Below are 18,656 nucleotides of genomic sequence, written 5' to 3'. Positions count from 1 at the left end.
ATGCACCTGACCCGAACTGTCATCATCTGAACCGCAGATTGCAATACGCCCGCCACATGCGGGAAATCAATCTATGGTTGATCACCTGTTTGGCGTTGGTTCATTCCGTCAGGGAATGATTTCAGCCGGTATTAGCAGGGCGCTTTGCTTGACAAAATGTCGCACCCGTCACAAAATGTTTCCGGACATGAAACTAAAGGAGGCCATTTTGGCTGATAATTCAACACCTAATCCATCAAGGCGGGAATTCCTGACGATGGTCGGCGCCGCTGGTGGCGCCGCGGCAATGTATCAGGCCATGGGTATGATGGGGGTCGCGCATGCGTCACCTTATGATGGGCCTATACAACTTGAACGTGCTCCGGAAGGGACAAAAGTGCTTGTTCTTGGGGCTGGAATCGCCGGTATGATCGCCGCGATGGAATTGCGCGACGCAGGCTATGATGTCGAAGTGCTGGAATTCCGCGATGTGGCAGGCGGGCGCTGCTGGACCATGCGCGCAGGCGACACCTATGAAGAATTGGGTGGCTTTACCCAGACCGTGGATTTTGCAGAAGGCAATTACTTCAACCCCGGTCCGTGGCGTGTGCCCTATAACCATTATGGCATTCTGGACTATTGCCGCAGGCTGGGTGTTGAACTGGAACCGCTGATCCAGATCAACAACCATGCCTATGTGCATTCGGTCGACGCATTTGACGGAAAGCCCGTGCGCTACCGCGAAATCAACGCCGATTTCCGTGGCCATATTTCCGACCTGCTGTCCAAGGTCACCGATCAGGGCGCGCTGGATCAGGTGCTGTCGGATGAAGACAAGGAAAACCTGCTGGCCGGTCTGCGCACCTTTGGCGCGCTGAACAGTGACAACGCCTATGTGTCCGGCAATGACGCCAGTTCGCGCCGCGGCTATGAACGCCCGCCCGGTGGTGGTGTCGATGGCGCGCCTATTGCCAATGAAATTCTGGACCTGTCCACCTTGCTGGATTCCGGCCTGTGGTCGCGCCTTGCCACCAGCGAGGCATTGAACGGGTCCATGCCCATTTTTCAGCCCAAGGGCGGTATGGACATGATTGCGCGTGCCATGGCCGACAACCTAGGCGATCTGGTGCGCTATCGCAAACGCGTCACCCAGATCCGGCAGGATGATGATGGCGTGTCGGTCACCTATGAGGATCTGGAAAATGATGGCGCAGAAGAAACTGCCAGCGCGGATTATTGCGTCTGCACGATTCCCTTCTCGATTCTGAGCCAGATTGACCATGACTTCTCTGGCCCGCTGGCGAACGTGATCCAGACCATGCACTACGCGGCATCCATCAAGGTCGGGCTGGAATTCAAGCGCCGCTTCTGGGAAGAGGACGAGCATATCTACGGCGGGACCACCTATACCGACCTGCCCATCTCGCAAATCTCCTATCCGTCGAATGACTATCTGTCGGACAAACCCGGCGTTGTTCTGGGGGCCTATTCCTGGGGGGCGCTGGCGTATCAGTATTCGTCAATCGAACCCGAAGACCGCGTGCGCCGCACCGTGGAATGGGGCAGCCAGATTCACCCGCAAATGGCCGAAGAATTCAAGGCAGGGGTTTCCGTGGCATGGCACCGTGTGCCGTGGACACTGGGCTGCTACGGGCTGTGGCAGGACAAGGAGGCCCAATATGATGATGCGGTGGCGATGGACCGCCGGATTGTCTGCGCGGGCGAGCATCTGTCCTATCTTCCTGCATGGATGGAAGGGGCGGTTCTGTCGTCGCTGGATGCCATCCGCCGCCTGAACGAAACCGCAATCGCCGCAGCAGGAGAATAACCGATGCGCATGCACCAACTATTCACCCCCGCCCTGTTCGCAGCAAGCATCGCGGCGGTCCCCGCCATCGCCGATGAAAGCGCCGCGTGGTTCGAAAGCCGCAATGTGCTGACACAGCAAACCGGCGAAGGCATCTACAAGGCCGTCTGCGCAAGCTGTCACATGCCGGATGGCCAAGGGGCAACCGGCGCGGCCAGCTATCCCGCACTGGCGGACAACCCGACGCTGGAATACCCGGAATATGCCGTCATGCTGACGCTGCACGGTCAGGCGGCCATGCCGCCCCTGCGCGGCGTGCTGGATGACGAACAGATTGCCGAAGTGGTCAATTACATCCGGACAAGTTTCGGCAACGATTACCCCGACGATCCGGCGACGCCTGAAATGGTGTCCCAGACGCGCTGACGAACACGCGTCTTGACACCTCATACAAAAGTGGTGGCCGGTCCCGTGTGGCTGGCCGCCAGGATTACTTTCATCATCAAGGAACGAGATATGTTGAACAAAACCCTTCTTCCGGCACTTGCTGCATCCCTTTTGCTGGGCGGTGTCGCGCAGGCCGAAGTCGTGCGCCACAAAAATCCGGGATCAGATTTCCCAATCCTGCGCGCCGTTGAAATTCCGGCAGATGCAACACTGGTCTACCTTAGCGGCGCGGTCCCCGGTGTCACGAACACGGACGCGGAACCCAACACCGCAGCGGCATTCGGCGACACCGAAGCGCAGACCATCTCCGTTCTGGGGCGGATCAACAGCACGCTGGAAGATCTGGACCTGACGATGTCGGATGTCGTGAAAATGCAGGTCTATCTGGTGGCCGATGACAGCGGCCAGATGGATTTCGGCGGTTTCATGGATGGCTATGTCCAGTTCTTTGGCACCGAAGACCAGCCCAACCTGCCCACCCGTTCGGTGTTTGAAGTGGCCGGTCTGGCAAACCCGCATTGGCTGGTTGAAATCGAAGTGGTGGCCGTGCGTCCCTGATGCGGCACCAATGACCCAGGATAAAGGCCCGCACCGGTTTCAGGTGCGGGCCTTGTCATTTGGGCAAACCGTCAGTCTTGCGGTCGCGGCACGCCTGTATCGGGCGGCTTGCGACTGTTGCGCCACAAGATCGCCAGCACCACCGTTGCACTTAGAACAATCGTCGTCAGGTCGTGGGCGACCAAGGCCAGCCCGGCAAGGCTAAGCACCCATTTTTCCCACCGTTCCACACTTGTCTTGAAAAACCCGATATAGGCCACCGACAGCGCCACGATGGACAGCACCCCTGACGACAGCGCCAGCATAAAATCCCACCATGTGAAATCAATGAACAACAGCGCGGGCGCATAGATGAACATCATCGGCACCAACGCCTTGCCCATGGACAGGCGGAACGCCGTCATGCCGGTTTTCATGGGGTCGGATTTCGCAATCCCTGCACCCGCATAGGCGGCCAAGGCCACCGGCGGCGTAATATCGGCCAGAACCCCGTAATAGAACACGAAGAAATGCGTGGCCAGAAGCGGCACGCCCAGTTGCTGCAAGGCGGGTGCTGCGATGGCGGCAAGGATGATATAGGTGGGCGTTGTGGGAATCCCCGCGCCCATGATGATGCAGGCAATCGCCACGAAAATCAGCGCGAAAAACAGCGTTGTGCCGTTCTGCGACAAGAAACCCAGCGGGTCCAGTGCGGAAATCGTGGCCCCCATCCATGCGGCACCGTCAATCACCGCACCAGAGAATTTGAACCCCATACCCGTCAGCGTTGTGACCCCCAGAATGAAGCCCACACAAGCACAGGCCGCCGTGATGGCGATGGATTGCTGCGCGCCGCTTTTCAGCGCGTCCTGCAACTTCATCGGGGTCAGTGCGCTGCTGGCATCCATGCGCCGCCCCAAACCCACAAGTTGCAGCGTGACCGGAATAAAGGAACATACGATCGTCAGGATAATCCCCCAGAAGGCCGCAAGAAACGGGGTGAATTTCATCAACAGCAGCGTGACCATGACAATAAGCGGAATGAACAGGTGCCACGACCGCGCAAGAACATCCATGAATTGCGGCAGTTTGTCGGGCGCAATCCCTTCCAGATTCAGGCGTTTCGCTTCCAGATGCACCATGAACAGCGTGGACAGGTAATGAAATGCGGCGGGAATAATGGCAATCAGGATCAACTCGTTATAAGGCACGCCCAGCATTTCGGTCATCACAAACGCGGCCGCCCCCATGATGGGCGGGGTCACCTGCCCGCCACAACTGGCCGAGGCTTCGGTCGCGGCGGCAAACCGGCCTGAAAACCCCTTGGCCTTCATCATCGGAATGGTGAAGGCACCCGTCGTCACCGTATTCGCCACCGGAGAGCCGGAGATCATGCCAAAAAACCCCGATGACACCACCGCCACCTTGGCAGGCCCGCCCGCGTAGCGGCCTGCGACAATGCTGGCCAGATCAATGAACAACTGACCCAGCCCCGATTTCTGCGCCAGCACCCCGAACAGCACGAAATGAAACACGAATGTCGCCACCACCCCGATGGCAATGCCGTAAATCCCCTCGGTGCCCAGATACAGGTGATTGACCAGCCGGATGATATTATAGCCCCGATGTGCCAGATCACCCGGCAAATAGGGGCCAAAAATTGCGTAAAGCAGTGCCAATGTGCCGATAACGGGCAGCACCTCGCCCATGGTGCGGCGGGCGGCTTCCAGCACCATGATAATGGCCAGCAGGCCCATCACATAATCCAGCGGCTGCGGGAACCCGACATTCTGAATGAAGATCGAATCGAAAAATACAATCAGATACAGCGATGACCCGCCACCCGCGATGGCCAGCGGCCAGTCCATCACCGACACACGGTTGCCCTGCCCGCCCAGCGCGTTGATGGGCAGCGCGGTCAGCGCCAGCGCGAAGCTGACGCCAATCAGCCCCCAGCGCGCCATGTCTGGTATGCGCCCTGTCAGGGCATCGGCCAGTTGCACGCCCAAAAAGACATAGAACGCCGCGAATGCCAGCCCGAACCCCCATGCGCGCGCCGGTTTTTCCGCACGCGTGCGCGGAAACAACAAAAACACCAGCGGCATGATGAAACTCATATGCACAGATCTGTGCATGACTTCATTCAGCAGCCCGAAACCCGATGTGTAAATGTGAAACACACTCAGCACGATGCAGGCCAGCGTCACCACAAGCCCTGTCACACCCGTCAGGCGGCGAAAATTGGTTTCGCTGTCATATTTGCGAACCAGCGCTTCCATTTCGGCGGCGGTCAGGTCGCTTTTGGGGGCAGATGTGCTCATGGCGGGGGGTCCTTGCAATCGGGCGAACGTATTTCAAGCGGGGTGGCGGGCCACTGGGTCAGGTCGATCACCGTGTCGCCTGCGATCAGGCGGTTTTCATGCGCGGGCGCACTGCGCAGGATCAGCCGCCCGACGTCGCGGTGCAGGTCGATCACCATCTGCCCGCCCTCGATCCGCCAGCCTGCGCCATCATGGGCCATGCCGGGGCCATGGGCCGCAAACCGTTCCGCGATCTGGATGATCTGGCCCTGCGGGCCAAGGATATAATCGGCCTGAACCAGGCTATGGGTCACGGAATTGCGCCAGACCAGCGTGAAGGGTTGCGCGGGCAAACTTGCCAGCGTCGTGCCATCTTGCACATGGATCACATCAAGCGCGCGCGGCGTGCAGTCATGGGCGGCAGCAGGGCCGCCCATGACCAAAATCAGGATGGCAAGCGCAAACACGCGGCACTTGCCAAAGCCGATCACTCGATCAGGCCCATTTCACGGTAGAAGCGTTCCGCACCGGGGTGCAGCGGCACCGATACCGATTCCAGCGCGGTTTCCAGCGAAATCTGGCCGCCCATGACATGGACCTGCGCCAGCGTTTCGGTGTTTTCATACAGTGCCTTGACCATGGCATAGGCCAGATCTTCGTCCAGATCGGCATGTGTGGCCCAGATTGCGCGCACGGCCAGCGTTTCCACATCCGCGTCTATGCCGCGATAAGTGCCTGCGGGCAGCGTGACCGATGCGTAATATGGCTGCACTTCCTGAAGCGCCGCAATTTCCGCACCCGACAGCGGCACCACAGTGATATCATGGCCATTGGCCAGTTCGGTGATCGACGCTGTGGGAATACCCGCAGTAATCAGCGACGCATCCAGATTGCCATCGCGCAGCTTGTCCGCCGATTGCGCGAAGGACGAATAATCTTCAGACACGTCCTCGCGGGTCATGCCGTGGGCTTCCAGCAGGTCGCCCAGAAGCTGCCACTGCCCCGAACCCGGCGACCCGGACGATACGGATTTTCCGGCCATATCGGCAAAGCTGGTCACATTGGCGCCCGCGCGTGCCACAAGCTGCACGGTTTCGGGATAAAGCGAGCCTAGCGCGCGAATGTTTTCGGCAGCATTGCCTTCGAACTGGTTGGCGCCACGATAGGCGGCATCCAGAATATCGGCGGCGATAAAGGCCGTCTCAATCTCGCCCTGTGCCAGCAGACCGGCATTTGCCACCGATGCGTTACCGGTTTCGGCCGTTGCGGAAATACGCTTGCCTTCCAGTTCTGCGGTGTTGGAAATCAGCTGCGCCAGCATGCCGCCCAGCGGGTAATATGTGCCGCCGGTGCCGCCGGTCGCGATGCCGACAAACACGCGTTCCTGTGCCAGTGCGGGCGCACCAAGTGCCACCGCCGACAGCGTCAGCGCGCATAGTGATCTGGTGATATGTTTCATAGTGTCACTCCTTGTTGGGGTTTCTTCAGTTGTATTCAAGACAGGTCCAGTGCCGCGATGTCGCGCAACATTGGTCCCAGAACCGCGCGCAAACGCGCGGCGCGGTCGTCATCCCAGGCCCAGGGCGGGGATTGCTGCATATAGGTGGATTGGGCCAGCTCCATCTGGATGGCATGAATGCCCTGATCAGGCTGGCCATAATGGCGCGTTGTCCAGCCACCCACAAAGCGACCATTCACCACATGGCTAAACCCCGCCGCCGCCGCGCAATGGCGCAAGGCCACCGCCTGAAGGGCTGGCGCACAGGTCACACCATGATTGGTGCCGATATTGAAATCCGGCAATGTGCCGTCAAACAGAAACGGAATGTCGGACCGGATGGAATGGCAATCATATAGAATGGCAAAGCCGTGCAGCGCCCTGACGCGCGCCAGCTCTGCGCTCAGTGCAGCATGATAGGGCGCATGGAACCGGGCGCGGCGGGCGTCAATCGTTTCGGCATCCGGCTCAAGCGCCCACAGGGGGTTTGCGTCAAAATCCGTCAGTGGCACAAGCCCCGTGGTGTTCTGCCCCGGATACAGGCTGGCACCGGACGGGTCGCGGTTGGCGTCAATGACATAGCGGTGAAACCGCGCCGACACGACTGTTACATCATCCAGCAACCCATCATAGACACGGTCCATATGCCAGTCGGTATCCGACAGGGCGCGGCCAGTGTCGTTCAGCGCCATGCTCACATCATCAGGGATATGCGTGCCTGCATGCGGGATCGCCAGAACCAGCGGGCTGCCGCCCTGACGGACGCAGAAGGGCTGACCCTTCGGGCTGGCTGCGGCACTGTCTTGCACTGGGCTATTCCCTTCGCGTAAAGTTCGTGCCATTAATATGCGTAAGCATAATAACAGTGTCAATATGAAGATGAAAAACGATCAGATGATTTGGGCACGGCAGGCCTTGCTGCCAAACGGATGGGCGAATGATGTGCTGGTGCATGTTGACGCGCTGGGGCGGATTGCGTCCGTCACCGCCGATGCACCCAGACAAGGGCATGCAGTAGACACGCTTTTGCCCGCGCCCGTGAACCTGCACAGCCACGCATTCCAGCGCGCCATGGCGGGCATGACCGAAGCGCGCGGCCCCGACCCGCGCGACACATTCTGGACATGGCGGCGGTTGATGTTCCGCTTTCTGGACCATTTGACACCCGATGACGCCCGCGCGATTGCGGCCATGGTGCAGATGGAAATGCTACAGGCAGGGTTCGGCGCGCTGGCGGAATTTCACTACCTGCACCACCAGCCTGACGGCCGCCCCTATGACAAATTGTCGGAAATGGCCGACGGCATTTGCGCCGCCGCCGAACAAACTGGCATGGGCCTGACATTGCTGCCGGTTCTGTACCGGTTTGGCGGGTGCGACCGCCGCCCCCTTGCACCGGGCCAGCGGCGTTTCGGCAATACCCGCGACCAGTTCGCGCAACTGGTGGCCGCCACGGACAAAACCCTTGCCGCCCTGCCTGCGGACAGCGCCCTTGGCATTGCGCCCCATTCGCTGCGCGCTGTGCAACCGGATGATCTGGCGTTCTGCGCCGAACTTGCGGGGCCGCGCGTTGTGCATATGCATCTGGCCGAACAGCTTGAAGAAGTCACCGAAGTGCACGCGGCACTTGGCGCGCGGCCTGTGGAATGGCTGCTGGACAATGCGCCACTGTCGGATCGTTGGTGCCTGATCCACTGCACCCAGATGACCCCGGCGGAAACTGTCGCGCTGGCCGGATCAAGCGCGGTTGCAGGGTTGTGCCCGATGACCGAAGCCAGCCTTGGTGACGGCATTTTTGACGGTGCGCGGTTTTTGGAACATGGCGGGCGGTTCGGCATTGGCAGTGATTCAAACATTCGCATTTCCCTGACCGAAGAATTGCGCGGGCTGGAATATTCGCAACGTTTGCGCGACCACAGCCGCGCTGTTCTGGCAACCCGCGAATGCTCGACCGGGCGGGTTCTGTGGCAGGGCGCGGCAGCCGGCGGGGCACAGGCTGCCGGACGCGCCGCCGGATCGATTGCGACAGGCTTGTGGGCAGATCTTGTCGCGCTGGACGGGCACCAACCTGACCTAGAGGGGCGCTGCGGGGATATGGTCCTTGATACAGTGATTTTTTCGGGCGATAATCACTGCATTGCTGATGTCTGGTCGGCGGGCCGGCATATGGTGCGTGCGGGCGAGCATATCCACAAGGCGTCGATCACCGCCGACTACCGGCGCGTTCTGGCACGATTGAGAGATGTGATGTGACACCCCCTTCTGGCCCCTCTGGAAAAGCCGACTGGAAGGCCATTCGCCGCGACCTTCTGGGGCGCATCCAGTCGGGTGTCTGGAAACCCGGCGACCAGATTCCACGCGAAGTGGAACTGGCCGCGCATTACGATTGCACACGTTCCACTGTCGGGCGTGCCCTGCGCGATCTGGCAACAGCGGGATTTCTGGACCGCAAGCGCAAGGGCGGGACCACCGTTTCGGCCAATCCCGTGCGCAAGGCCCCGCTTGATGTGCCCATCATCGCCGAAGCAATCCGCAAGGCGGGGCATGTCGCAGGGTATCAACTGCTGGACGCGGGCGAACGGCTGCCCGACCCGACGCTTGCGCCAGAACTGGGCCTGCCTGCCGGGACGCCGCTTTTGTTTATCGCGGCGGTGCATCTGGCCGATGGTGCGCCCCATCAGGTCGAACATCGCTGGTTGCTGCCTGCAACCGTTCAGGGGCTATCGCGCGACATACTGGAAACAACGCCCGCAGATGAATGGCTGTTGCGGAACGTGCCCTTGACGCGCGCGCAAATTACAATCGAGGCTGTGCGCGCCCCCCCAACTGTATCGGATGCCCTGCACGCCGCACCCGACACACCAACGTTGCTGATCACGCGAACAAGCTGGCGGCAGGCACGGTTGATCGGGGTATTGCAGCTGTATCATGCACAGGGTCACCGGCTGGTAACCGGCATATAAAGCATATCGCAGAATGCAGGGCAGCGGTGTTCGGCCCCTCGAACGCGCTGTGAACAGGCTGGAATCTGTCGCCTGAATGCAGACGAACAAGGTCAGGCATGGGCGGCCATGCGCGCCGCCCCGATCCACTCCTCCCGCCCCAGCGCAGGGGGAAACGGGGCCGCCCTACGACCTGACGCGCGCGCATTGGGCCGCCAAGGTTTTGGCATCCCATGGCATTGCCTTGACCGGGCAGGTGAACCTTCACCCCCTCGACACTATGTGCCGTAACGAACCAGTGCATGTAGATCACATGAACACAGCCATGCCTTCATTTGTATTTCAGGCGCCCAAAACCGCTGGAAGAACGGCCAGCCCGAAACGATGCGAACTCGCTACCCCCTCAACGAATAAGCAGATCGGCATGCAGCGCACCCGCCGCATGGATGGTGCTTAGCAAATCGATCAACTCCCTCGGCCCGACGCCCAGCGCAGTCAAACCCTCAACAACATCGGTAAGTGTTGTCGCGGCCGGTAACTCGAACAAGGCAAGCTCGTTATTATCCTCCAGCCCGACCCGCGTTCTTGGAACCACCACGGCCTCTCCCTCGGTGAAGGGATTGGGCTGCACCACAAGCGGCGCTTCTTCGACACGCAACGTCAATGTGCCTTGCGAAACCGCAACATGGCTGATTTGAACATCGCTGCCTATTACCACAGTGCCGGACCGCTGATCCATCACAACGCGGGCGCGCGTTTGCGGCACGACCAGAATATTCTCAATCCGGCTGATCAGATGGGCTGTTGAGGCAACATTGGCACGGGACACATCAATCTCAACGGTGCCAGAATCCAGCATCGTCGCAATGTTTCGTTGCACCTGCGCATTTATCGCGCGCTCAATCGTTTCTGCTGTCGAGAAGTCGGCGTTTCTCAGTGACAACCGCAAGGTTCTCAACGATGACAATGCGAATTCGACCTCGCGCTCGATGCGGCCACCAAACGGAATCACACCCGAGGTTGGCACGCCGCGAATTTCAGCGGCGGCCTCTCCCGCGATGCTGACCCCCCCTGACAGAATGCTGCCTTGTGCCACGGCATAGATGTTCCCGTCCGCCCCGTTGAGGGGGGTCATGACAAGCGTGCCGCCATGCAAACTGGATGCATCACCAATGGCCGAGACGGACACATCTATACGTGAACCTGCGCGGGCGAAGGGCGGCAGCGACGCCGTGACAATAACCGCCGCAACATTGCGGGGTCTGAACTGCTCGCCCGTGACATTCACCCCCAACCGTTCAAGAATTGTCACCATGATTTCTTCGGTAAAAGGGGAGTTGCGCACCCCGTCACCGGTTCCGTTCAGGCCGACGACCAGCCCGTATCCGACCAGATCATTGCCACGAACACCATCAAACTCCACAAGATCCTTCAGTCTTGTCTGGGCGGCAGCAGGCGTCAGTGCAGACAGCGCAATCACACACCATAGAAAAACAGCGAGCAATTTCGTCATAGATATTCACTCAGGGAAAGCCGGGACAAGCGCGCCGTCATCAGATAAATCTTATCCAGTCGCGCCATGGCATCCTGCAGTCGCGAGGCCACATCATATTCATCAACCGCGAGCAGTTCATTCAGCGCGATCTGAGAAGACGTATAGGACGCGTCCGCTTCTGTGCGCGCCTCTTCGGTATACGCCTGTTTTATACCAAGATGCTCTTGCGTAAGCTGTAGCGCCGAGGCCGCAGAGAACAGATTTGCGCCAATATTGCGCAGAAGCAGGCGCTGTTGGTCCGGCTGATCAGAAAGAAGTCCTTGCTTTAGAACAGCACCCTTTGTCAATTCAGCCAGAATGGAGCGAATAGCAGTATCACTGGCAGTCAGGTCCAGGCGCAGATTGTACCCGTCACCAAGAGAGATCGCCTCGGCTTTCTCTGGTCCGCCCATATATCCCTCAAGTTCGAAGGCGCCACCCGGCGCGAACCAGTCAGAGACAACTTGATCAATCGTCTGATAGTCCGCATCCGCTGGAATTATACTGACAATACTACTGATCATGCCATCAACATCGCGCAAGGCAGGGCTATCGCTATTCCTGCCTGCAAAGATACTTTTGCCCCCCAAACTGGAATTCAGAAGTGTTGTGATGTCGCGCAGTGCAGCATCTGCACGGTCAACCGCGCCCGATAGACGATCATCTGTCGAAAACAACTCCGGCCTGATCAGGTAGGCTGCCTTGTCTTTTGTAATGTCAGAAACCCTGTTCAGTGCCTCTTGCTGGGCATTCAGAAAGGTTGAAATGGTGACAGCATTCGTTTGGTTTGTTTTCGACATCGACATTGATCGTTGCAGACTGGCCAACAGCGCCGCTTCGCCGCCCGTGCGACGCAGCTTGTCATTGACCTGCCCTGATATCAGTTCGTGTTGCAGTGATGTCATCTGGCGCTTCACGCTATTGCTGTTTTGCCGCAGCAAATGGCTGCGCGCCATATCCCCAAGTGCGAGCGGTTTCATGTCTACATCTCCAATAATGTGCGCAACATGCTGTCTGCTGCGACCATCACGCGTGCATTCGCAGCATAGGCTTTTTCCAGAACAAGCAATTTCTGAAGCTCGGCATCGGTATCGACACCGCGAGCGCCAAACAGCTCCTGCAACGCCGCAGCGCGGCTGGATGTATAGGCTGTTTTGGATTCTGCGTTCAGCCGCTGTGCCGCCGTCTGGGACAGGAGTGCCGCCGCATGGCCCTGAACCTGCGCGTTTGGACCCGATCCCGACGCAGCAGGCGTGACAGCAAGAAGCGCATCACTCATGCGGGCGATGACTGCGTTTTCTGACACTGCACCTATTGCTGGCGCATAAAGACCATCCCTGATGCGCCAGAACGTGTCGCTATCTTGCGGGGAAATCGCGCTGTTCAAAGAAATGCGGCCCGAAATCCCCGTCAGGTCTGCGGGCAGCATGGTTTCTGCACCAACGGCAAAAAGACCGAAACCGCCAACGGGAATCGAAGGATCCACCCCTGATTCTGAAAATCTGGTTATAATATCAGCCGAGAATTCATCCAGTTGCTGTTGTATCTGCGGAACCAGCGCATCACGGATCTGAAAGGCACTTGCGATGCTGCCAGATTGTAACAAAGGACTTGTCGCGCTGACGTCGCGCCCGTTGATAACCAGCCGTCCCAGATCGCCAGTTGCCACGCTTTCCGCGGCGGTGGGCTGCGGCGTGCGCTGGAATTCCAGCCGCGTGACATTCCGGTCTACGAAAACCGTTCCGTCCGCGCCAAGAACCATCACCCTGCCATCGGGGCGTGCAACCTCTTTCAAGGGGATGATCGAAGACGCCTGATCAATCAGATTCTGGCGCGCATCTTCCAGTGCGTGCGGGAACCCACCCGACAGTTTTTGACGCGCAATGTCGGAGTTCAGCTTGTCTATCTGCTCAAATATGGAGTTCAGACGGTTCACATCCCGTTGTATGCTTGCGTCTGCGGTGTCGCGAGACGTTTGCAAGCTGGTGTCGATAGTATTGATTTTCGTAACCAGTCCTTGGGCGGCCAACACCACCTTTTGTAACGAGGCTTGAGATTCGGGCTGGATGGATGCCTGTTTCAGGGCCTCTTCCAGCGTGGTGATATGGGTTCCAAGTGCGCCGGCATCACCGGGCAAGCCGATGCCCGCTTCAAGGCTGGTCCAGAAATCCAGCAGGTTTGCAGCGTGGGACTGCGCGGCATTTGCCCCGCGAATTTCACCCAGAAGGGCCGCGTCGGAATCGCGGGTAATGCCGGTCATGACAACACCGCTTCCCGCGCTGCCCGTAACCCGGGAGGCTTGGGTAAGTGACCGGACGCCAAATCCTTCGGTATTGGCATTGGCAATGTTGTCGGCCACGACTTGCGCGCCGCGCGAAGAAAGTTGCAAGCCGCTGGCTGCAGAATTAAGCGCTGTCGACAAGGACATGGCAGATTACCTTTCGGATACTCAGAAAAAGGGTCAGCGTTTGATGTTTGTGGTTTCCTGGAACATTTCATCAACGGTCTGAATGACCTTTGCGTTCGAGGAATACGCCCGTTGCGTCTGGATCAGAGCAGTCAGTTCTGCAGCAACATCGGTCGCGGATTCCTGCAAGGCGTAGCCCACAACCTCACCAACGGGGCCGGTTCCCGCGTCCCACAAGAAGAACGGCCCACTGTCGCGCGATAATTGAAATGTCTGGTTGTTCCGTGCGGTCAGGCCGTTTGGATTGGGCACATCCACAACTGGAATACGAAACAATGTTCTGCGAAAGCCTTGATCAAAAACTGCGTCAAGGTTTCCGGCGGCATCAACCGTCAAGCCAACCAGATTGGCAGACCCGAAGCCGTTCTGTTCCACCCCGACGGGTGAGAAGTTCACGCCACGCTGAACCATGCCGCCATATTCGCCATAGTATCCGACAAAGAAGTTGATCGGCTGCCCGCCCACATCAATTTCAAAAGACCCTGTGGCCGGGTCGTAATCATCGCCTTCAACACTGGTTCTGGTGATCGATTGCAGCGTACCCCCGACCCCCGATGCGTCGTTGAATTGAACCGTATAGGTCCCTAATACGGCACCGGTGCCTTGGTCTGTCAACTCAAGTGACCATGTATTCGTGGCACCAAGGGGGTCCAGTTGGGGCGTGAATTCAAGAGAGAGTTTCCCTGGCAACCCGACCGCGTTGTAATAATCAATCGTCATCAGATGAGAATCGCCTGATGCATCCGGCAATGTTGCGGATGCAGGCAGGTTCACCCCAAGGTTGACCATGCTTGTTTCAACAAAAACCTGTTGGTTCATCTCGACCCGGACAGGCCGCAAGCCGGATATGTTGTCGCGCGGGTAGACTGGCATGGACCCGTCGGCATCGACCGGCCACCCCAGAAGCGCATTTCCGGCAGAATCGCGCATGACACCTGTGCTGTCCAGCCGGAAAGATCCGGTCGGTGACAGCAAAAGCGGGGATGTCCCGTCATTCAGCCGCGCCCCGAGTTCTGTTGTGACAGGGAAAAAGCCGCGGCCTGACAGGGCCATATCTGTCGAATTCTGCGTGCCGATAAGCGAGCCGCCCTGATCCACCTGCCGAAAGGTTGAAGAGCGCACCCCCCCTGCTGAATATGCCCCCTGCCCCGCGACACCGGACCCGACGACCATGGAATGAAACGCGGTTTCTGAACGCCGGTACCCGTGCGTCGCCGAATTTGCGATATTGTCCGAAATGGTTCCCAATCGGGCAGAGTTGGCCCGCAAGCCTGCAATGCCCGCGTTCATCGACGACGAAATGCTCATATTCGCTCCATCCACAGCATGATTCTTATCTGCATTGTGCATGGGCTGCGTTAATAACACGCTAATCCAGCGGTTAGCGCCGCATCGTGCGCAGCAAAATAACCTCAAGGCGGTTATTGCGCGTGTCCATGGCGTTCATCGGGACGGCAAGGTTGCGATCTGCATATCCAGTGACACGCTTCATGCGCGGCTCTGGAAACCCGCTGGCGGTCAGCAGTTCCCGCACCGCCTGCGCGCGATCAACAGTCAGCGTCCAGACCGGGTTTTGCAGGACAACCGACGGAAACCCCGCAGAATGTGCGTGGATGGCGACCGGATTTATGACCATGCCAAACACCTCTGTCAGCAGATCCAGCACAACGATCAACACAGGGTTGGCCTGCGCGCTGCGCGGATCGAACAGCTGCGAATCCGGCAGGTCAAAGATTTCGACAACCAGCCCTTCATCGGTCAGCTTGATATTCACATGCTGGAGCGCTTGTTCATGAAGCGCGCTTTGGCCCGACATGGCCTGAAATGTTTCTGCCAGTTCTTCAAGCAAGGCTTGTTCGCCTTCTATCTGGCTGCGCGTGGCAACGTCATCGGTCAGCGAGGTTTGTTCGGACATTGCATCGCCGCCCAGAACACCATCGCCCCCCGAAGACCGGCTTTGAAAGCTGAGGGTGGGCGCAAAATAATCGGCAATGCCCTTGCGTTGTTCATCATCGGCAGACCCAAGCAGCCAGAGCATCAGGAAGAACGCCATCATCGCGGTCACGAAGTCCGCATAGGCCACTTTCCACGCACCGCCATGGTGCCCGCCGCCGCTTATTACCTTCTTGCGCTTGATAATTATCGGTCTGACATTGTCAGTTTTTTGCATCACACCCACCTATATTCACCCGTGATACAGAATATGCGCAGTTCTTGAAAATATCGTTAAGGGCATCAGGTTAGCGCGATAATGCGTTCACGAACCCGCCAGATATGGGAAATTGGCCCGAATCAGGGTGTGCTTCATGCCATGGCAGGCTTTCATTTGGCGCAAAATCCGATATGCTAAAAGAAAAAATCCGAGGCAGTCATGAGCAGAACATACGCACTTCTTTTCGTCGTGGCCATTTTGGCCGCTTGTGGTGGCAGGCAGGACTTTTCTGCACCGCGCAATCTGGACAACGCCTGCGAACTGGCAACAGAGCGCCCGCAATATTTCGCCGCGATGCGCGCATCGGAACGCCGGTGGGGCGTTGCGGTGCCGGTGCAGATGGCCATCATCCACGCCGAGAGCCGCTTTATCGGCGATGCCCGCACACCCGTGCGCTATACGTTGGGGGTTATCCCGATGGGTCGGCAATCGTCGGCATTGGGGTATTCGCAGGCGCTTGATGGCACATGGGAGGAATACCAGCGCGAAACCGGCAACCGCCGAGCAACCCGCACGAATATACGCGATGCGACCGATTTCGTGGGGTGGTATTCCAACAAATCGCGGGAACGTAACGGGATTGCCCTGAACGACGCGCGCAACCTGTATCTTGCCTATCACGAAGGGCACACAGGTTTTGCACGCGGGTCCTATAATTCCAAACCATGGTTGCTGGGGGTCGCGGACCGCGTCGCGTCACGCGCGCAGATGTATGACCAACAACTGCGGTCCTGTCGCAGACGCTGATCAGACGACCTGCTGCGAAATGGCACCAAGGGCGGGTTGCGCTGCCCTTGGTCATGCAGCGTTGCACGCAAACCGCGCGACGCGCAACGGTCGGTTGTGGAAACGGTGCCGTAGAGACTCCCTTTGGTTGCCACATTCCTGCCACAGCACTTAACCATGATTACCCACAGTTAGGGATTTCAAGGGTGATGCAATGGCGATTTTCCAGAATGGAACTGACAATTCGCGTATTGGCGCGATGCTTGCCGCGATGCGTGGCACCAAAGCGCCCGAACCAGAGCAAGGCTTCGACAAGGTCGATGCGCGCCTTGACCGGGTATCAAATGACCTTGGTGCGCGCCTGCCATGTCGTGGCTGTTTCAGACATTGACGCGCAGATCCGGCAAATCAAGGGTGACCAGAAGATCCCGCACTTCCTGACGCGCCGCAACATGCGACATTGTCATGGTTTCATTGCCAATGTCGGGCAGATCCAGCAGGGTTAGGCCGCGCGGGAACAATTCACGGAACACAACACGCTCGCTGAAGCCTGCTGCCACACGGAACCCGATGCGCTTGCTAAGTTCTTGCAATGCATCCCCGACCTTGCGCTTGTTGTGCATGGCAACAGTGCCCAGACGGTTGCGCAACACAATCCAGTCCAGCGGGCGCAAACCGGCCTGTGCGCGGGTCTGGCGCGCTTTCCACACCATTTCCGAATAGATTGACGGCGACAGAACCTTGCCCGTGTCGGGGTCGGTTCTGGCCAGCAGGTCGAAATCAATGAAGCTGTCATTGATGGGCGTAATCAGCGTGTCGGCCACGGAATGCGCAAACTGGCTGGGCCGCGTATGTGCGCCGGGGCAGTCGATGACGATGTAATCGCAGGTCTGCTCCAGCAACTCCAGCGCTGCGGACATCCGCGCATCGGACAGGTTTGCCCCGTCCGGCAGGCTGGCAGGATCGATTTCAGGCAAAGGCTGAAAATTCTGGATGGGCAGGTCAATCCCGCTTTTACCCATGAAATTGCGGCGGTTTTCAATATAGCGCCCGAAACTAAGCTGGCGCAGGTCCAGATCCATTGCGCCGACCTGCTTGCCCATGCGCGCCAAGGCCACAGAAACATGCATGGAAACGGTCGATTTGCCCGAACCGCCCTTTTCGTTTCCGACCACGATGATATGCGCCATGCGATTGCCCTGATGCGTTGCCTCTGGAACCTTCTATGCCCGGTAACAGATATGTGCAAGCAGGCGACGCGGCAGATCAACCATATGATAAAAAAGAAAAAAGGCGCGAAACCGCGCCTTTTCCCGAAACATTCTTGCAGCGGGGATCAGAAACCCAGACCTGCATATTTGTTCTTGAACTTCGACACACGGCCGCCGGCATCCATCAGACGCGACGAACCACCTGTCCATGCGGGGTGCACGGAGGGGTCGATATCCAGCGACAGGGTGTCGCCTTCGGCGCCCCATGTCGATTTCATCTGAACGATGGTGCCATCGGTCATTTTCACATTGATCATGTGATATTCGGGGTGGGTATCGGCTTTCATTCGCCCGCTCCTTAAGCTTTTGCGTCCATTGGACGGTAGTTGGACTTTTCTGCGATGCGGGCCGATTTGCCGCGACGGTCACGCAGATAATACAGCTTGGCGCGGCGCACACGGCCACGGCGCACAACGGCAATGCTGTCGATATTCGTGGAATAGAGGGGGAATACACGTTCCACACCCTCGCCAAACGAAATCTTGCGCACAGTGAAGGACGCAGCGATACCTGCGCCGCCCTTACGGGCAATGCACACACCTTCGAAGTTCTGCACGCGCGAGCGTGTGCCTTCGGTCACTTTGTAGCCAACGCGGATGGTGTCACCCGCTTTGAAATCCGGAATTTCCTTGCCAAGCTCTGCAATCTGCTCGGCTTCGATCTGTGCGATAAGGTTCATCGCTCGCCCTTTCAAAATCGCGCGGTTGTCCCGCTGATGTAACGCTGGCTGATAGCTCTGGTCTTCGTCCGGGTCCACAAATGTGCCCGCCAGAGGTCAGTCGTGCTTTTCATTCGCCGCTTTCTGCTGAACCAAACCTGCCCGAAGTTGGCAGATGCGCCCATACAGAAAAATGTCCGCTGGCCGAATCCGACCGCAGACCTTGTGGCGTATAGGGTGCGGGCGTGTTTGCGTCAAGTGGCCAAGGGGGGTGCGGC

19 protein-coding genes are annotated in these 18,656 nt (G+C 58.5%); 7 read left to right on the top strand and 12 right to left on the bottom strand.

What is annotated here, in order from left to right; translation table 11 throughout:
- The first annotated feature begins 208 nt into the window (after nt 1–208).
- From P8S53_RS02960 to P8S53_RS02950, 3 genes are all read left to right on the top strand, one after another.
- Nucleotides 209–1,807, top strand: coding sequence for a flavin monoamine oxidase family protein (locus P8S53_RS02960; RefSeq protein WP_277805677.1), 1,599 nt, complete (start codon nt 209–211; stop codon nt 1,805–1,807).
- 9 nt (nt 1,808–1,816) lie between these two features.
- On the top strand, nt 1,817–2,212 hold the full coding sequence (locus P8S53_RS02955; protein WP_277805676.1) for a cytochrome c: 396 nt from the start codon (nt 1,817–1,819) through the stop codon (nt 2,210–2,212).
- A 90-nt stretch (nt 2,213–2,302) separates the two neighbouring features.
- Nucleotides 2,303–2,791 carry a RidA family protein gene (locus P8S53_RS02950; RefSeq protein ID WP_277805675.1) on the top strand — a complete coding sequence of 163 codons (489 nt, stop codon included), beginning with the start codon at nt 2,303–2,305 and terminating at the stop codon, nt 2,789–2,791.
- 71 nt (nt 2,792–2,862) lie between these two features.
- Here P8S53_RS02950 and P8S53_RS02945 read toward each other — a convergent pair whose 3' ends face one another.
- From P8S53_RS02945 to hutG, 4 genes are read right to left on the bottom strand one after another with little or no spacing between them, the layout of a single operon-like run.
- Nucleotides 2,863–5,091 (bottom strand): TRAP transporter permease, encoded by a 2,229-nt coding sequence (locus P8S53_RS02945; protein ID WP_277805674.1) that lies wholly within the window; start codon nt 5,089–5,091, stop codon nt 2,863–2,865.
- On the bottom strand, nt 5,088–5,537 hold the full coding sequence (locus P8S53_RS02940; RefSeq protein ID WP_277805673.1) for a DUF1850 domain-containing protein: 450 nt from the start codon (nt 5,535–5,537) through the stop codon (nt 5,088–5,090). The genes P8S53_RS02945 and P8S53_RS02940 overlap by 4 nt, the downstream gene beginning before the upstream one ends.
- Nucleotides 5,538–5,557: 20 nt before the next feature.
- Complete coding sequence (locus P8S53_RS02935; protein ID WP_277805672.1) at nt 5,558–6,529, bottom strand: TAXI family TRAP transporter solute-binding subunit; 972 nt, start codon at nt 6,527–6,529, stop codon at nt 5,558–5,560.
- Nucleotides 6,530–6,564: 35 nt separating this feature from the next.
- Nucleotides 6,565–7,377 carry an N-formylglutamate deformylase gene (gene hutG / locus P8S53_RS02930; RefSeq protein ID WP_277805671.1) on the bottom strand — a complete coding sequence of 271 codons (813 nt, stop codon included), beginning with the start codon at nt 7,375–7,377 and terminating at the stop codon, nt 6,565–6,567.
- Between the two features lie 64 nt (nt 7,378–7,441).
- Between hutG and P8S53_RS02925 the strand changes: the two genes are divergently transcribed.
- Together P8S53_RS02925 and P8S53_RS02920 are read left to right on the top strand one after the other, a co-directional pair.
- Entirely contained in the window at nt 7,442–8,821 is a 1,380-nt protein-coding gene (locus P8S53_RS02925) for a formimidoylglutamate deiminase (protein ID WP_277805670.1), read from the top strand.
- Complete coding sequence (locus P8S53_RS02920) at nt 8,818–9,531, top strand: GntR family transcriptional regulator (RefSeq protein ID WP_277805669.1); 714 nt, start codon at nt 8,818–8,820, stop codon at nt 9,529–9,531. Before P8S53_RS02925 ends, P8S53_RS02920 begins: the two co-directional genes overlap by 4 nt.
- 382 nt (nt 9,532–9,913) lie before the next feature.
- Here the strand turns inward: P8S53_RS02920 and P8S53_RS02915 are convergent, their stop codons facing one another.
- The 5 genes from P8S53_RS02915 to P8S53_RS02895 form a co-directional block, all read right to left on the bottom strand.
- Nucleotides 9,914–11,023, bottom strand: a complete 1,110-nt coding sequence (locus tag P8S53_RS02915) for a flagellar basal body P-ring protein FlgI (protein ID WP_277805668.1) — start codon at nt 11,021–11,023, stop codon at nt 9,914–9,916.
- Nucleotides 11,020–12,024, bottom strand: a complete 1,005-nt coding sequence (locus tag P8S53_RS02910; protein ID WP_277805667.1) for a hypothetical protein — start codon at nt 12,022–12,024, stop codon at nt 11,020–11,022. The genes P8S53_RS02915 and P8S53_RS02910 overlap by 4 nt, the downstream gene beginning before the upstream one ends.
- 2 nt (nt 12,025–12,026) lie before the next feature.
- Complete coding sequence (gene flgK, locus P8S53_RS02905) at nt 12,027–13,472, bottom strand: flagellar hook-associated protein FlgK (RefSeq protein ID WP_277805666.1); 1,446 nt, start codon at nt 13,470–13,472, stop codon at nt 12,027–12,029.
- Nucleotides 13,473–13,505: 33 nt separating this feature from the next.
- The gene (locus P8S53_RS02900) at nt 13,506–14,819 is read right to left on the bottom strand and encodes a flagellar hook protein FlgE (protein WP_277805665.1); all 1,314 of its coding nucleotides are present in this window, start codon (nt 14,817–14,819) and stop codon (nt 13,506–13,508) included.
- 73 nt (nt 14,820–14,892) lie between these two features.
- A complete protein-coding gene (locus tag P8S53_RS02895) occupies nt 14,893–15,681 on the bottom strand; it encodes a flagellar motor protein MotB (RefSeq protein WP_277805664.1) in 789 nt (262 codons plus the stop codon).
- A gap of 201 nt (nt 15,682–15,882) precedes the next feature.
- Between P8S53_RS02895 and P8S53_RS02890 the strand changes: the two genes are divergently transcribed.
- Both P8S53_RS02890 and P8S53_RS02885 read left to right on the top strand, forming a co-directional pair.
- Complete coding sequence (locus P8S53_RS02890; protein ID WP_277805663.1) at nt 15,883–16,470, top strand: hypothetical protein; 588 nt, start codon at nt 15,883–15,885, stop codon at nt 16,468–16,470.
- Between the two features lie 193 nt (nt 16,471–16,663).
- Entirely contained in the window at nt 16,664–16,840 is a 177-nt protein-coding gene (locus P8S53_RS02885) for a hypothetical protein (RefSeq protein ID WP_277805662.1), read from the top strand.
- Here the strand turns inward: P8S53_RS02885 and P8S53_RS02880 are convergent.
- The 3 genes from P8S53_RS02880 to rplS all read right to left on the bottom strand — a co-directional run bounded on the left by P8S53_RS02880 (nt 16,830) and on the right by rplS (nt 18,399).
- Nucleotides 16,830–17,639: a division plane positioning ATPase MipZ gene (locus tag P8S53_RS02880; RefSeq protein WP_277805661.1), complete on the bottom strand. Its 810-nt coding sequence runs from the start codon at nt 17,637–17,639 to the stop codon at nt 16,830–16,832. The genes P8S53_RS02885 and P8S53_RS02880 overlap by 11 nt on opposite strands.
- 146 nt (nt 17,640–17,785) lie before the next feature.
- Complete coding sequence (gene rpmE / locus P8S53_RS02875; protein ID WP_277805660.1) at nt 17,786–18,007, bottom strand: 50S ribosomal protein L31; 222 nt, start codon at nt 18,005–18,007, stop codon at nt 17,786–17,788.
- A gap of 11 nt (nt 18,008–18,018) precedes the next feature.
- Nucleotides 18,019–18,399 carry a 50S ribosomal protein L19 gene (rplS, locus tag P8S53_RS02870; protein ID WP_277805659.1) on the bottom strand — a complete coding sequence of 127 codons (381 nt, stop codon included), beginning with the start codon at nt 18,397–18,399 and terminating at the stop codon, nt 18,019–18,021.
- Nucleotides 18,400–18,656 lie beyond the last annotated feature (257 nt).

The sequence above is a fragment of the Roseinatronobacter sp. S2 genome (assembly GCF_029581395.1).
Lineage (GTDB): Bacteria > Pseudomonadota > Alphaproteobacteria > Rhodobacterales > Rhodobacteraceae > Roseinatronobacter.
This window is presented reverse-complemented; position numbering and strand designations above follow the sequence as displayed.

Excerpts from the sequence above, each read along its gene's own strand:
- P8S53_RS02945 (WP_277805674.1), bottom strand. The coding sequence starts at position 5,091 with ATGAGCACATCTGCCCCCAAAAGCGACCTGACCGCCGCCGAAATGGAA.
- P8S53_RS02895 (WP_277805664.1), bottom strand. The coding sequence starts at position 15,681 with ATGCAAAAAACTGACAATGTCAGACCGATAATTATCAAGCGCAAGAAG.
- P8S53_RS02910 (WP_277805667.1), bottom strand. The coding sequence starts at position 12,024 with ATGAAACCGCTCGCACTTGGGGATATGGCGCGCAGCCATTTGCTGCGG.
- P8S53_RS02890 (WP_277805663.1), top strand. The coding sequence starts at position 15,883 with ATGAGCAGAACATACGCACTTCTTTTCGTCGTGGCCATTTTGGCCGCT.
- P8S53_RS02950 (WP_277805675.1), top strand. The coding sequence starts at position 2,303 with ATGTTGAACAAAACCCTTCTTCCGGCACTTGCTGCATCCCTTTTGCTG.
- rplS (WP_277805659.1), bottom strand. The coding sequence starts at position 18,399 with ATGAACCTTATCGCACAGATCGAAGCCGAGCAGATTGCAGAGCTTGGC.
- P8S53_RS02915 (WP_277805668.1), bottom strand. The coding sequence starts at position 11,023 with ATGACGAAATTGCTCGCTGTTTTTCTATGGTGTGTGATTGCGCTGTCT.
- P8S53_RS02885 (WP_277805662.1), top strand. The coding sequence starts at position 16,664 with ATGGCGATTTTCCAGAATGGAACTGACAATTCGCGTATTGGCGCGATG.
- flgK (WP_277805666.1), bottom strand. The coding sequence starts at position 13,472 with ATGTCCTTGTCGACAGCGCTTAATTCTGCAGCCAGCGGCTTGCAACTT.
- P8S53_RS02925 (WP_277805670.1), top strand. The coding sequence starts at position 7,442 with ATGAAGATGAAAAACGATCAGATGATTTGGGCACGGCAGGCCTTGCTG.
- P8S53_RS02955 (WP_277805676.1), top strand. The coding sequence starts at position 1,817 with ATGCACCAACTATTCACCCCCGCCCTGTTCGCAGCAAGCATCGCGGCG.
- P8S53_RS02880 (WP_277805661.1), bottom strand. The coding sequence starts at position 17,639 with ATGGCGCATATCATCGTGGTCGGAAACGAAAAGGGCGGTTCGGGCAAA.
- rpmE (WP_277805660.1), bottom strand. The coding sequence starts at position 18,007 with ATGAAAGCCGATACCCACCCCGAATATCACATGATCAATGTGAAAATG.
- P8S53_RS02900 (WP_277805665.1), bottom strand. The coding sequence starts at position 14,819 with ATGAGCATTTCGTCGTCGATGAACGCGGGCATTGCAGGCTTGCGGGCC.
- P8S53_RS02935 (WP_277805672.1), bottom strand. The coding sequence starts at position 6,529 with ATGAAACATATCACCAGATCACTATGCGCGCTGACGCTGTCGGCGGTG.